The 11,640-nt window shown below is 60.3% G+C and carries 15 protein-coding genes and 1 pseudogene; 8 read left to right on the top strand and 8 right to left on the bottom strand.

Annotated features, from left to right (window positions below; genetic code table 11):
- Positions 1-53 precede the first annotated feature (53 nt).
- Complete coding sequence (locus FAZ95_RS29735; protein WP_137336018.1) at positions 54-1,106, bottom strand: alpha/beta fold hydrolase; 1,053 nt, start codon at positions 1,104-1,106, stop codon at positions 54-56.
- Positions 1,107-1,473: 367 nt separating this feature from the next.
- Here FAZ95_RS29735 and FAZ95_RS29730 point away from each other — a divergent pair, with 367 nt between their 5' ends.
- The gene (locus FAZ95_RS29730; RefSeq protein ID WP_137336017.1) at positions 1,474-1,764 is read left to right on the top strand and encodes a hypothetical protein; all 291 of its coding nucleotides are present in this window, start codon (positions 1,474-1,476) and stop codon (positions 1,762-1,764) included.
- Between the two features lie 100 nt (positions 1,765-1,864).
- On the opposite strand, the gene FAZ95_RS29725 is transcribed toward FAZ95_RS29730, so the two are convergent.
- A complete protein-coding gene (locus tag FAZ95_RS29725) occupies positions 1,865-2,395 on the bottom strand; it encodes a ProQ/FinO family protein (RefSeq protein WP_137336016.1) in 531 nt (176 codons plus the stop codon).
- 245 nt (positions 2,396-2,640) lie between these two features.
- Here FAZ95_RS29725 and FAZ95_RS39590 point away from each other — a divergent pair, with 245 nt between their 5' ends.
- Positions 2,641-3,099, top strand: coding sequence for a hypothetical protein (locus FAZ95_RS39590; protein WP_175425804.1), 459 nt, complete (start codon positions 2,641-2,643; stop codon positions 3,097-3,099).
- Positions 3,100-3,324: 225 nt separating this feature from the next.
- Here the strand turns inward: FAZ95_RS39590 and FAZ95_RS40260 are convergent, their stop codons facing one another.
- Both FAZ95_RS40260 and FAZ95_RS29710 read right to left on the bottom strand, forming a co-directional pair.
- A complete protein-coding gene (locus tag FAZ95_RS40260) occupies positions 3,325-3,708 on the bottom strand; it encodes a hypothetical protein (protein ID WP_137336014.1) in 384 nt (127 codons plus the stop codon).
- A 120-nt stretch (positions 3,709-3,828) separates the two neighbouring features.
- A pseudogene (locus FAZ95_RS29710) lies at positions 3,829-4,065 on the bottom strand (substrate-binding domain-containing protein); the annotation flags it as partial.
- A gap of 111 nt (positions 4,066-4,176) precedes the next feature.
- On the opposite strand from FAZ95_RS29710, the gene FAZ95_RS40580 reads away from it, so the two are divergent.
- Positions 4,177-4,302, top strand: a complete 126-nt coding sequence (locus FAZ95_RS40580) for a hypothetical protein (RefSeq protein WP_302674763.1) — start codon at positions 4,177-4,179, stop codon at positions 4,300-4,302.
- 86 nt (positions 4,303-4,388) lie between these two features.
- Here FAZ95_RS40580 and FAZ95_RS29705 read toward each other — a convergent pair whose 3' ends face one another.
- Positions 4,389-5,915 (bottom strand): ATP-binding protein, encoded by a 1,527-nt coding sequence (locus FAZ95_RS29705; protein WP_137336013.1) that lies wholly within the window; start codon positions 5,913-5,915, stop codon positions 4,389-4,391.
- 139 nt (positions 5,916-6,054) lie between these two features.
- On the opposite strand from FAZ95_RS29705, the gene FAZ95_RS29700 reads away from it, so the two are divergent.
- A complete protein-coding gene (locus FAZ95_RS29700; RefSeq protein WP_137336012.1) occupies positions 6,055-6,426 on the top strand; it encodes a response regulator transcription factor in 372 nt (123 codons plus the stop codon).
- Positions 6,427-6,474: 48 nt separating this feature from the next.
- On the opposite strand, the gene FAZ95_RS29695 is transcribed toward FAZ95_RS29700, so the two are convergent.
- The gene (locus FAZ95_RS29695; RefSeq protein ID WP_254700340.1) at positions 6,475-7,089 is read right to left on the bottom strand and encodes a response regulator transcription factor; all 615 of its coding nucleotides are present in this window, start codon (positions 7,087-7,089) and stop codon (positions 6,475-6,477) included.
- Between the two features lie 492 nt (positions 7,090-7,581).
- On the opposite strand from FAZ95_RS29695, the gene FAZ95_RS29690 reads away from it, so the two are divergent.
- The gene (locus FAZ95_RS29690) at positions 7,582-7,887 is read left to right on the top strand and encodes an ArsR/SmtB family transcription factor (protein ID WP_137336010.1); all 306 of its coding nucleotides are present in this window, start codon (positions 7,582-7,584) and stop codon (positions 7,885-7,887) included.
- Between the two features lie 79 nt (positions 7,888-7,966).
- Positions 7,967-9,025, top strand: a complete 1,059-nt coding sequence (locus FAZ95_RS29685) for an alkene reductase (protein ID WP_137336009.1) — start codon at positions 7,967-7,969, stop codon at positions 9,023-9,025.
- Between the two features lie 72 nt (positions 9,026-9,097).
- Here the strand turns inward: FAZ95_RS29685 and FAZ95_RS29680 are convergent, their stop codons facing one another.
- Positions 9,098-9,559, bottom strand: a complete 462-nt coding sequence (locus FAZ95_RS29680) for a VOC family protein (RefSeq protein WP_137336008.1) — start codon at positions 9,557-9,559, stop codon at positions 9,098-9,100.
- 206 nt (positions 9,560-9,765) lie between these two features.
- Between FAZ95_RS29680 and FAZ95_RS29675 the strand changes: the two genes are divergently transcribed.
- Positions 9,766-10,410 carry a DUF1326 domain-containing protein gene (locus FAZ95_RS29675; RefSeq protein WP_137336007.1) on the top strand — a complete coding sequence of 215 codons (645 nt, stop codon included), beginning with the start codon at positions 9,766-9,768 and terminating at the stop codon, positions 10,408-10,410.
- Positions 10,407-11,198 (top strand): DUF2182 domain-containing protein, encoded by a 792-nt coding sequence (locus FAZ95_RS29670; RefSeq protein WP_137336006.1) that lies wholly within the window; start codon positions 10,407-10,409, stop codon positions 11,196-11,198. Before FAZ95_RS29675 ends, FAZ95_RS29670 begins: the two co-directional genes overlap by 4 nt.
- 121 nt (positions 11,199-11,319) lie before the next feature.
- Here FAZ95_RS29670 and FAZ95_RS29665 read toward each other — a convergent pair whose 3' ends face one another.
- Positions 11,320-11,619: a hypothetical protein gene (locus tag FAZ95_RS29665; RefSeq protein ID WP_137336005.1), complete on the bottom strand. Its 300-nt coding sequence runs from the start codon at positions 11,617-11,619 to the stop codon at positions 11,320-11,322.
- Positions 11,620-11,640: the final 21 nt, after the last annotated feature.

Genomic DNA, 11,640 nt, shown 5'->3' with positions numbered 1-11,640 from the left:
TGAATCGACGCCCGCCTCAAACAAGGCATGCCGGAGCGCTGCTTCGACCGGACTCAATAACTGGCGACCTCGATGATCGCGTCCGCAAACGCCTTCGGCGCTTCCTGCGGCAAGTTGTGGCCGATGCCGCCTGTGATGGTCCGATGCAGGTATTTGCCCGAAAACTTCTTCGCATACGCAGCCGGCTCGGGATGAGGCGCGCCATTGGCGTCGCCTTCGAGGGTGATCGTCGGCACGGCGATCAACGGCGCCGTGGCAAGACGTTTTTCCAGCGCGTCGTACTGCGGTTCGCCCTCTGCGAGGCCCAGCCGCCAGCGGTAGTTGTGGATCACGACGGCGACGTGGTCCGGATTGTCGAAGGCGCTTGCGGTTCGATCGAAGGTCGCATCGTCGAAGTTCCATTTCGGCGAGGCAAGTTGCCAGATCAGCTTCGCGAAATCGTGCCGATTCGCTTCATAGCCTAGCCTGCCCCGCTCCGTCGCGAAGTAGAACTGATACCACCATGCCAGCTCCGCCTTCGGCGGCAACGGCGCCGCGTTGGCCGCCTGACTGCCGATCAGATAACCGCTCACCGACACCATCGCCTTGCAACGCTCCGGCCACAGCGCCGCGATGATGTTGGCCGTGCGTGCGCCCCAGTCGTAACCGCCAAGGATGGCCTTCTGGATCTTCAGCGCATCCATGAGCGCGATGATGTCGACGGCGACTACCGACTGCTGGCCGTTGCGGACCGTTTCACTGGAAAGAAAGCGCGTCGTCCCGTAGCCGCGCAAGTACGGAACGATCACACGATACCCCGCCGACGCAAGCCGAGGCGCGACATCCGCATAGCTCTGGATGTCATACGGCCAGCCATGCAGCAAGATGACCACTGGGCCATTGGCGGGGCCGACTTCCGCATAGCCCATATTCAAAGCGCCGGCGTTGATCTGCTTGATGTCGGTGAACACGGCGCTCGATGTCGCGATACCCGCCTTGGCGGAAGGCTCGCTCGCTTGCGCGGATTGCGCGTGCACGAGCCCGCTCAAGAGGGATTCCATCGCACCGACGCTGACGACCGCCGCCCCGAAAAAGCGCCGGCGACGGTTGTTGATCTCATTGGACATGAGTCATTCTCCTTGTTGGGTCGAATCGATTAGACCCCGCGGACGTATCTGGCTTGTGTCGAGCCCACCGCGCTTCTGAAAGGTTGTGTATCGCGACGGGCCGTGGATACATTGCGACACAAATCGCCGGGTAGCCGAATCGGTACGAATGTGAGCACACAAGAAAGCCTGCAACCCAACTCCTCGCCAGCACGGGCTTCAGGCGTTCCCCCGTCGCTGCTAGAAAGCGCGACCCGCCCCATTCTCAGCAACATTCTCGTCCTTTCGATCGCGAGGGATTAACTCAAAAGTTGGCTTCTTTTCAACCAATTGGACTCCCCCTCGTCGGCGCACACTAACATCGCGCCAATCGCGCAGGGAGCTTGAGATGTCCTTCCGTCACCGCAAAAGTCGTCAGTTCGAAGTTGGCCTGCCGGACGCATCGATGTCCGAATGGAACAGTCCGTCGCAGGACTTCGACGCGGGCATGATGCGCGGTCTGCATCTCGCATCGGAGTCCGTGTTGCGCCTCGCGACGCAGACTCACATCGCCGTCGCACGTGGCGACAAAGTAGGTGCGGAAGTGGCGCGCGTGTCGCTCGAAAAGCAGCTGGCACTGACCACGCGCCTGATCGACGAGCTATTGCTCGATGGTTCGGAGCAATCTACGGCACATTGACCGGCCGTTAGTCCAGACAGCACTAATCGCACTGTCGAACTTCGGAAGATTGAAGTGACTGTCGTGATGGGCGGCAGATTGCGAAGCAGATCGACCGCGATTACGCTACCTCTCCCGCGGCGGATGGCGGCTGCCTCGTCGGCGCGTTGTCCGGCGGTGGCGCTCCTCGGCCTCGCCGGCGCGAAGCGTACGCACCCTTCGCCTGGTTGCGCGCGAACGCAGCGTCGCGCGCGGTAACTAGGCCCGCCGACGCGCCGGCCAAGTCGACGCGTGCTGCTCCATCGGTCAGGCATGCCCAGTAACGGCTACCGCGGCACCACGTGCCGACCGCGTGACGGATCTCTGCTTCATTCAGCGCGAGTTCTCCAGCGTGAGTAAGGAGATCTGTCAGAATCCCTATCTTCAGCGGCACCTTCGGCGCTGGATTTTTGGGGAAGGCCGCCGGAAAGCGCTTCTGTAACTTGCCGATCGCGCGCAGGACCGGGTCGACCGCCCCGTTCTTCGGGCCACGGCCGGTCGCCTTGGATTCGGCAGGCTGTGCGAGGCGAAGCGGCTTCGCCGCCTGCCGCTTTGCTTCTTTCGCTTCTTTTGTCAGCTGCTGCTTAAGTACTGCGAGTTGCTCGAAACCCATGCCTCGTCCTGTAACTGTCTCTCAAGAGAGCAAATATTAGCAGGCCATCGCTAGCCGGCCTCGATGACCGCTTGCGGACGGGCCGCCACCGCCCCGTTCGCGCTGCCACCTCTATTGGGATTACATTGCTCGCCAGATCAACCCGTGACCCTGATGTAGACTAGGATCTGGTAGTTTGCGACCCGCCACTGTGCCTTCAAATCGGTCGCCATCGGAGTCAGTCCTGAAGTTGCACAGGAGCCCGTATGAACACGAAGCACAGTAAGAAGGGGCATCTCGAAGCCGCGGCGTCGCACCACGAGCAGGCCGCGCGACATCACCGCGAGGCGTCGCGGCATTTCGAGGACGGTCGAGACCTTGTTCACGCCGCACAACTGGCGATGATGGCCCATGGCCATACGTTGCACGCGATCGATCAGGCACACGAAGCTGGCGCGCATAGCGCCAATCCGCCGTCGATAACGCCTCCATCGACCGGCTCAGACGTCAGTGCCGCAGACGTTGCAAAACATCATGCGGCAGCTGTGGATCTTCACACGCAGGCGGCTCAGCATATGCGCCACGCGGCCAAGCTCTTCGATCAGGATCGTAGCGCAGCCTCCCACGACGCCCAGCTAGCGCTCTCCCTTGCACTGCGCGCCTTGTCCCATGGCAACGAAGCAGCCAAACTATTTGTCAAGCTCGCTGCCAGTGGTGCTTCGTGAGTTAAGGTTCGTTGAATACAAGCCAGTCACATCGTGTCTAACGACGTATTCGGCGTGATTCAGCATTCGCTTATGCCGCTTATTGAGCGCCCCGAAAGCTGAATCGCTTTCTGCACGGCATGCGCACCGCACAGCACCAAGCTGCCGTGCGGATCGATGGTCGTGGGCCGGCAGTAACGATCCGCTCATGGATACGTATGGCTCAATTCAGCGTGCCGCTCGAGACTATGCCTTTCGTTCCAGCAAGTCGATTGCCATAGACTTCGCATGCGCTATGGCCTCTTGCGCGTCGGGGAATACACCGAGCTGCTCCCAGTGCTCTTCGACCGCGTAAGTTCCTTTGGTTCCGAGTGCCCTTTGAACGCGCAATTGCGCTGCGTACCGCCCGTCCTCCAATGGTCGAGCAGTCGCTATTATCTTGTGCGGAAGGTCGGATCTTTCTGGCTGAACCAACTCGACAGGTCCGCCAGGTACGCCGATATCTTTCAACTCGTTCCTGGTTTTGCAGTCCGGGCAGTAGAAGTACCACCCCTCGTCCTCGTGACTGGATCTGACTTGCCCGCGAGCCAGCACGGCACGACATTCAACATTTTCGCAGATGAACGGCATAGCAGTTTCCGGAGTTGTTTGAAAGAAATCCTAGCATGTCCGCCTACGGCCAACCATCGGCATTGTTGCCGTGCTCGAGGCTAAGGAAAACCCTCAAGCGCGAGTCGGTGAGCGGCGACAGCCAAGACGCGTAAACAGTTCGTTGCCGATATAGATTCCGCTCGCGCTGTCCGGATAGACGATTGACTTCGCTGCGAGCAGCGTGCTGCGCAATGCGTCGGCAGAGCTGATGTCGGGTTTCGGCGCACCCTCGCGAACCACCATGCCGATCGGCGAGCGTGCGAGGTCCACCTTGCCGTCGACGACCAAGCGCCGCTCGTTCGCCCGTCGCGCCGCGCGCGCCTCATACCAAGGTATGAACCCGCCACGCTTTCGCAGGAGGCCGCCAACCGTTCGTAGAATAGCTTTGCCGCTCGCAGGCGCCTACCTTTGTCTCATGGGGACAAGGACAGCCCCGCGGAGCCCATCATGAACACGCTGCACAACTGGATCTACATCGGATTCAACGCGTACGACGAGTACACTTTCGTGCCCTGGCTGAATCGCAACGTATATCGGCGCACCGTGGACCTGAGCCAGGTCTGTATGCTGTAACGCCATGCCAAGGTCATCCGCTCGCGATCACGCCATCGCGGCGTGCCGCCGAATCATGATGCTTGATGCCCTCAACGGGCCGATCATCAAGCCGGCGCGCCCATTTCCGCCGAAGGCAGACTGAATCGAAACGTCGCGCCATACTTGGCGTTGTTGGATGCCGATATCTCCCCCCCGTGAGCTTCGATGATCGAACGGCAAATCGGCAACCCCATCCCCAACCCCTGCGACTTGGTCGTGAAGAATGGGGCAAACACCCTCCCCGCATTGTCGGCATCGATGCCCAGGCCCGAGTCCTGTACGGCGACAACCAGTTGCCCCAATGCGTCCTGACTCGATTCGATCAGCAGTTCGCGCGGCCTGTCGCCGACGTCGTCCATTGCCTGCATGCCGTTGATCACCAGATTGATCAATACCTGCTGAAGCTGAACCCGGTCTCCAAGCAGCCGCGGAAGCCCTGAGCCGAGTTTCAGGCGCAGCACCACGCGATGATCCGACACCTCGCGGTTGATGAGGGATACGACATCGCGAACGACATCGTTGATCTCCAATTGCGTCTTCTGCGGGGTCGCCCGCTTGGCGAGCGAGCGAATGCGCTGCACGATCTCAGCTGCGCGCCTGCCGTCGCCGATCATGCGCTTGACACACGCGCGCACCTCGTCCAGATCCGGCTGCGGCCGGTCGAGCCATCGCAGACTCGCCTCGCCGTCGGTCACGATCGACCCCAGCGGCTGGCCCAGCTCGTGCGCGATGGATGTGCTCAACTGTCCAAGCGTCGTCACCCGCGTGACATGCGCGAGTTCGGCTTGTGCCTCTTGAAGCTGCGCCTCGGCTCTTTTCGCAGCCGTGACGTCCATGATGGCACCCATGAATTGCAGTTGATTTGGCTCATCCATCACCACATGCCCCACAACGTGCACGTGCTTCACCGAGCCGTTCGGCATCAGCAAGCGATGTTCGCAATCGAAATCCTGTCTGGCGGTTGCGGCTTGCCCGATCACCTGCCTGACGCGCGAGATATCGTCAGGGTGCACGCGTTGCAACACGAGTTCGATGGAGGGATCCTCGGACAGCTCGAGCCCGAAGATACGAAAGATCTGCTCCGACCAGACAATCTCTCCACTCGACGCATTCCAGCCAAAACTTCCGGTGAGGCTCAGATTCTGTGCTTCCGCCAGAAAGACGGCCTCGTTCCGACGTTGTGTCTCGTAGAGCCGGCGGACCTGCCTGATCAGTGCCGTCACGACAAGTGAGGTGATCAGAAACGCGACCAGCTTGGTGACGTCGTCTCCGTAAAATACCTGGAAGGTGAATAACGGCGGCGTAAAGAAGTAGTTGAGCAGTGCGACGGCGGCCATCGAGAAGATGATGGATGAAACATAGCTATCCATGACAGACAGCAGCACGATGACGATCAAATAGATGAACCCGGTCGTGGCAATGCTGAGCTGGAGCCGGTAGCACACCCAGGTTACCGCGCCCAAGACAATGCAGCCAAAGACCCAGAGCGACATCAGGTACCGGATGCGGTCGACTCCATGCATTGCCATCCATTGCACGGGGGATGCCGTCCATCGTTTCGTTCCCTGCCGCGGTTCGAAAAGCGAGATCATGATGACGTTTCCTGATAACTGACAATTCGCCTATACGTTCGTATGATTTTCTTGCGGCGATTCACGTTCTACGCTTCCACTTAACGATCGAAGCGGTTTCAACCCCTGGGCTCTGGCACCGCAACCCGAGGTCTATCTTTTGAACAATGATCAAATAGTTTCTATTGTCGACGACGACGAGGCGGTTCGCCTGGCGACGTCGAGCTTGGTGCGCTCGCTCGGATGGCAGGCGCGTACTTTCGCGTCGGCCGAGGAATTCTTGCAGTCCGGATGCGCGGGGAAAACTTCGTGCCTGATTTCCGACATCATGATGCAGGGCATGTCAGGGATCGATCTCCATGACCGCCTGCTCGAACTCGGATCTGCGCCTCCAACCATTTTCATGACCGCGTATTCGACCTCCGCGCTTCGGGCAACCATTGAGGCAAAGGAAGTCCTCGCCTTTCTCGATAAACCGATCGATGCCACGGTAGTCGCTTCCTGTCTCAAACAACTTTTAGGTCAACCGTAGCGTTCCAGCTCGCCTTCATATTTGCGCACGTCAGAATCGGCCCGCCTGTCACGTCTTTCGATGCTGGGGGGCAACGCCGATGGCTTCCGCCTTGCGGACCAGATCGGCCACCGAACGCGCCGCCATCTTCTTCATTGCCTGACCACGATGGATTTTCACGGTGATTTCGCTGAGATTCATCTCGGAGGCGATTTGCTTATTCATGAGTCCGGCCACCACGAATGCCATGACTTCCTGCTCGCGTGGCGTCAATGATGCGTAGGACGTGCGTAGTTCGTCTGTCGAATGCTCGGCGGCAAGACGCTCGGCATCGTGCGCCAGCGCTTGCGTGACCGCGTCCAGTATGTCCTGGTCGCGAAACGGCTTCGCAAAGAAGTCGAGCGCGCCCGCTTTCATGGCCTTCACCGTCATCGCGATGTCTCCGTGTCCGGTTATGAACACGATCGGCATGCGCCGGCCGCTCTTGGCCAGCTCCTCCTGAAACGTAAGCCCGCTCTCCCCGTGCAGTCTGACGTCGAGGATCAGGCAACTGGGCACCTCGCGCTTGGGAAACGCGAGAAATTGCTCAGACGATTCGAATACTTCCACATTCAGTCCCACTGACCGCAGCAGGCTGCTCAGCGATAGCCGTATCGATTGGTCGTCGTCCAGGACGTAGACCATCGATTCCCCTGCCCCGCCAGCACGGGGCGCCGAGTTCATCTTCATCCCCCTGTTTAATCACTGCGCACTCGTACGAAACCGGCACCTGTCGCCACGGGCGGCTTTTGCCGGGCGATGGCTGCCAGCACGCCCTCGCCAAATATTCTAGTCATGGAAAACACGCTGTAATAGCGTTATCCGGCGATCTCGTCTTGTCATACGAAACAGGAACGAACCCGCTCCAACGCTCGCTGGAATCCGGTGCGCTTTACTCCCGCCCTTTGGCGATCCTCATGGCGCCGCACCGAGCACTCGCAAAAATATCTCAACAAATACACGGGTCTATCGATGTTTTTCACAAGTATGTCGACAACGAATACACCTATATCGGGAAGTGCCTTTTCACATATCGTCAAATTACGATATATGATTCTGACAACAGCGATTCAGATGGCTGCTGCCGCCTCGGCGGCGAACGCCGTTTGCGCTGGTTAGCGAAACCCTGCCTGAACCATGACGACGATCGACATCGACGCAATCCACAAGGCCCTTGCCAACCCCGTGCGGCGTGAAATTCTCTCGTCGCTGAAAGAGCCGGCCACCTGCTTTCCGGAGCAAGTGCTGTCGCTCGAGAACGGTGTGTGCGCGGGCGCGATCAACGCGCACTGCGGTCTCTCTCAATCGACCGTTTCGGCGCACCTCGCCGTGCTGCAAAACGCGGGGCTCGTCAGTTCGACGCGCGTCGGCCAGTGGGCGTTCTTCAAGCGCAACGAAGCCGTCATTCAGGCATTCCTCGATGCGCTGCACACCGAGCTTTAGTCCGCGCGTGCAGCGTCTCCCATCGTCAACGTTTGAACCGACCAGCGCGGGCACGTGCCCGCCGAAGAGGTGAATTGCTATGCCGACACTATTCGATCCGCTCCGCGTGGGCGACCTGACCTTGGCGAACCGCATCATCATGGCGCCGCTGACGCGTCAGCGCGCCGGCGACGTGCGCGTCCCCAACGCGCTGATGGCGCAATACTACGAGGAACGCGCGAGCGCCGGGCTGATCCTGAGCGAAGCGACCGCGGTCACGCCGCAAGGCGTCGGCTACGCCGCGACGCCGGGCATCTGGTCGCAAGAGCAAGTCGAAGGCTGGAAGCTCGTGACGAACGCCGTCCATGCGAAGGGCGGCAAGATCTTTCTGCAGCTGTGGCACGTGGGACGCGTATCGGACCCGGTCTTCCTGAACGGCGACCTGCCCGTCGCGCCGAGCGCCATCGCGCCGAAAGGCCACGTGAGCCTCGTGCGTCCGCAACGCGAGTACGTGACGCCGCGCGCGCTCGAAGCCTCGGAAATCCCCAGCATCATCGAAGCGTTCCGCCGCGGCGCTGAAAATGCGAAGGCCGCCGGTTTCGACGGCGTCGAAATTCACGCCGCGAACGGCTATCTGCTCGATCAGTTCCTGCAGGACAGCACGAACCTGCGCACCGACGAATGGGGCGGCTCGATCGAAAACCGCGCGCGCCTGATCCTCGAGGTCACCGACGCATGCATCGGCGTGTGGGGCGCCAACCGCGTCGGCGTGCACCTCGCGCCGCGCGGCGACTCGCACACGATGGGCGACTCCAATCCGGTAGCGACGTTCGGCTATCTCGCACGCGAACTCGGCAAGCGCAAGATCGCGTTCATCTGCGCGCGCGAAGCGCTCGGCGACGACCGTATCGGTCATTTGCTGAAGGCCGAATTCGGCGGCGTCTATATCGCCAACGAAAAGTTCACGAAGGAAACGGCGCAGCAAGCGCTCGATTCGGGCGACGTCGACGCCATCGCATGGGGCAAGCTGTTCATCGCGAACCCGGATCTGCCGAAGCGCTTCGAAATCGACGCGCCGCTCAACGAGCCGAATCCCGCGACGTTCTACGCGGAAGGCGCATTGGGTTACACCGATTACCCGGCGCTCGAAGCGGTGTAACCGCTTAGTCGTGTAATCGCTTCAGCGCGCAACGCGCCGGCCGGAACGCATTCCGGCCGGCGCTTTTTCGCGCTACGCCCACCCTTCGATCTTCACGCCGCCGGCTTGCTCGGCTTCTTCGCGCGACACGATGCGAACCGTTTGCCCGAAACTCCAGACGTGTCCTTCCGGATCGCGCGCGGCATAAACGCGGTCGCCGTAGAACTGGTCCTCCGGTTCGCGCGTGATGACGGCGCCCGCTGCGCGAGCTCGCGCACAGTGTGCGTCGATACCCTCTTTCAGGTGCACATGAACCGTTTGCGAGTTGCGGCCGTCGAGTGAAGCGGGGCTTGCCGACGCGCCCCAACCTTCCGTGCACACCATGATGTAGCCGTCGCCGAAGCGCATCTCCGAGTGGCCGAGCCGACCGTCGGTATCGACGACGACGAGCGACCGCTCGAAACCGAACGCCTTTTCGAGCCAATCGAGCGCAGCGAACGGGTCTTGATAGAACACGCAGGAACCGAAAGTCGGACGGCGGAACGGGTCTTCCATGCGAACCTCCTTGATTTACGGGAACGTTGATATTCAGCGTTGTAGCTATGCGCTCGGGGGCGGTCAAGAAGAAGAGGAAAACATCATATGTAACGCCCGCCACAATCGCCCGCGCGCCCGGTCAACCCAAATTTTGACTTCCCTTTCGCCCGCCATACACTAGATTCGAAGCACGCCACTCGTCACGGAGCACAAGGAGAACAACCATGACTCCCTGGGAAATCCAAGGCACCGAACTGATCAACTGCAATTGCTCGTACGGTTGCCCGTGCCAATTCAACGCATTGCCGAACAACGGCTTCTGCGAAGCAATGGGCGCCATCTCGATCAGCAACGGTTACTACGGCGACGTGCGACTCGACGGCGTCAACATCGCGGTTGTGTTTCAGTGGCCGGGACCGATCCACGAAGGGAAAGGCAAGTGCCAGCCGATCGTCGACGAACGGGCCAGCCCGGAGCAACGCGAAGCCATTCTGAAAATCATGACGGGGCAGGACACCGAGCCGTTCGCCACGATGTTCGCCGTATTCGCATCGACACTCGAGCAGGCATTCGATCCGATCTTTACGAAGATCGACTTCGATGTCGACGTCGATGCCAGACGCGGCCGGATTCATGTCGAGGGCGTATTCGACACCGTCGGCGAACCGATCCGCAATCCGGTGACGGGCGACGAGCATCGCGTTCGAATCGACTTGCCGCACGGCTTCGAATACGAGCTTGCCGAAATCGGCTCCGGCACCAGCCGCTCGCAAGGCAACATCGCACTGGATCTCAAGGGGAGTTACGCGCAGTTCGCGCGACTGCACCTGAATAACCAAGGCCTGATCCGGCATCGCGCCGCCGCATGAGCCGCATCGACACTATCCTCGGACGTGAGCGTGTCATCACCGCGTTCGGCATCGTCGCCGTCGTCGCGTTGTCATGGGCCTACTTGTGGACAGGCGCCGGAATCGGCATGTCCGCGCGCGAGATGACGGCCGTCGCGCTGTTCCCGCATCGACTGGCGGACGGCGGCGGGGGAATGGATCCGTCGCTGCCGATCGTGATCCTCATGTGGTGGGTGATGATGATCGCGATGATGACGCCCAGCGCGGCGCCGCTCGTCCTGTTGTATCGACGCGTATTGCGGCACCACGAGGCAATCGAGGCCAAGTCGGCCATCCCGTCGTTGTTTCTCCTGGGCGGTTACCTGACCGCATGGCTGGCATTTTCGATCTGCGCGGCAGCGTTGCAGAAGGTGCTGCAACCGACCGGCCTCATTTCGGAAATGATGTTGTGGTCGAAGAGCGCGCCCCTTTCCGCGATCGTGCTGGCCGCGGCGGGCGTCTATCAGTTCTCGCCGCTCAAGCACGCCTGCCTGACGCAGTGCCGTTCACCCGTGAATTTTCTTACCGCGCACTGGCGTCCAGGCGTCGCAGGCAGCTTCCTGCTCGGGATGCGTCATGGCATTTACTGTGTGGGCTGCTGTTGGCTGCTGATGGCGTTGTTGTTTGTTGGCGGCATCATGAATCTTGTTTGGATCGCGGCGCTGTCGCTGATTGTTTTCGTGGAGAAAATCCTGCCCGGCGGTGAGCGTGCCGGCCGCGTGCTGGGTGTCGTGCTGATCGCCTGGGCTGGCGTTACCCTGGTAGTGTGATTGGCTTTTCTCTTCTCACACGGTCATTCAAATTCGCAATGCCTGCGCAAGACCGAGGACTCGCGAACACACAGCCAACCCGGCAAGCTGGAGAGTCATCAACCACCTCGACCTTGCACACCTATTCTTTCGCAGAGAATTCAAGCTTCACGCTCCCCGAAGCATCAACCTTTTTTAGCGCCACGTTTTTCGGGAACAGAGCCGTGCTGTTGATTGAAAACGAGACATCTAGAAGTTCATTGGAGCGCCAAACAATTTTGGGCGAAGCGCTGTGATCTGAAAACCCGTCGCATTCGGCGGAATACACCTCATATCGCTTGTCATGCTGTGCCTGGTCGACATCCAGCGAGGCAGGAATAACCAGCAATACCTCGTTACAGTACGGAGCCAGGCCGCCCCCGCCTGCCCATGACAGCAACACCGCACGATATCGCCCAAGTGC

Origin of the sequence: Trinickia violacea, from assembly GCF_005280735.1 — a bacterium.
Classification (GTDB): Bacteria; Pseudomonadota; Gammaproteobacteria; order Burkholderiales; family Burkholderiaceae; genus Trinickia_A; species Trinickia_A violacea.
Note: the sequence above shows the minus strand (reverse complement) of the source record. Positions and strands in the feature narration are given on the sequence as shown.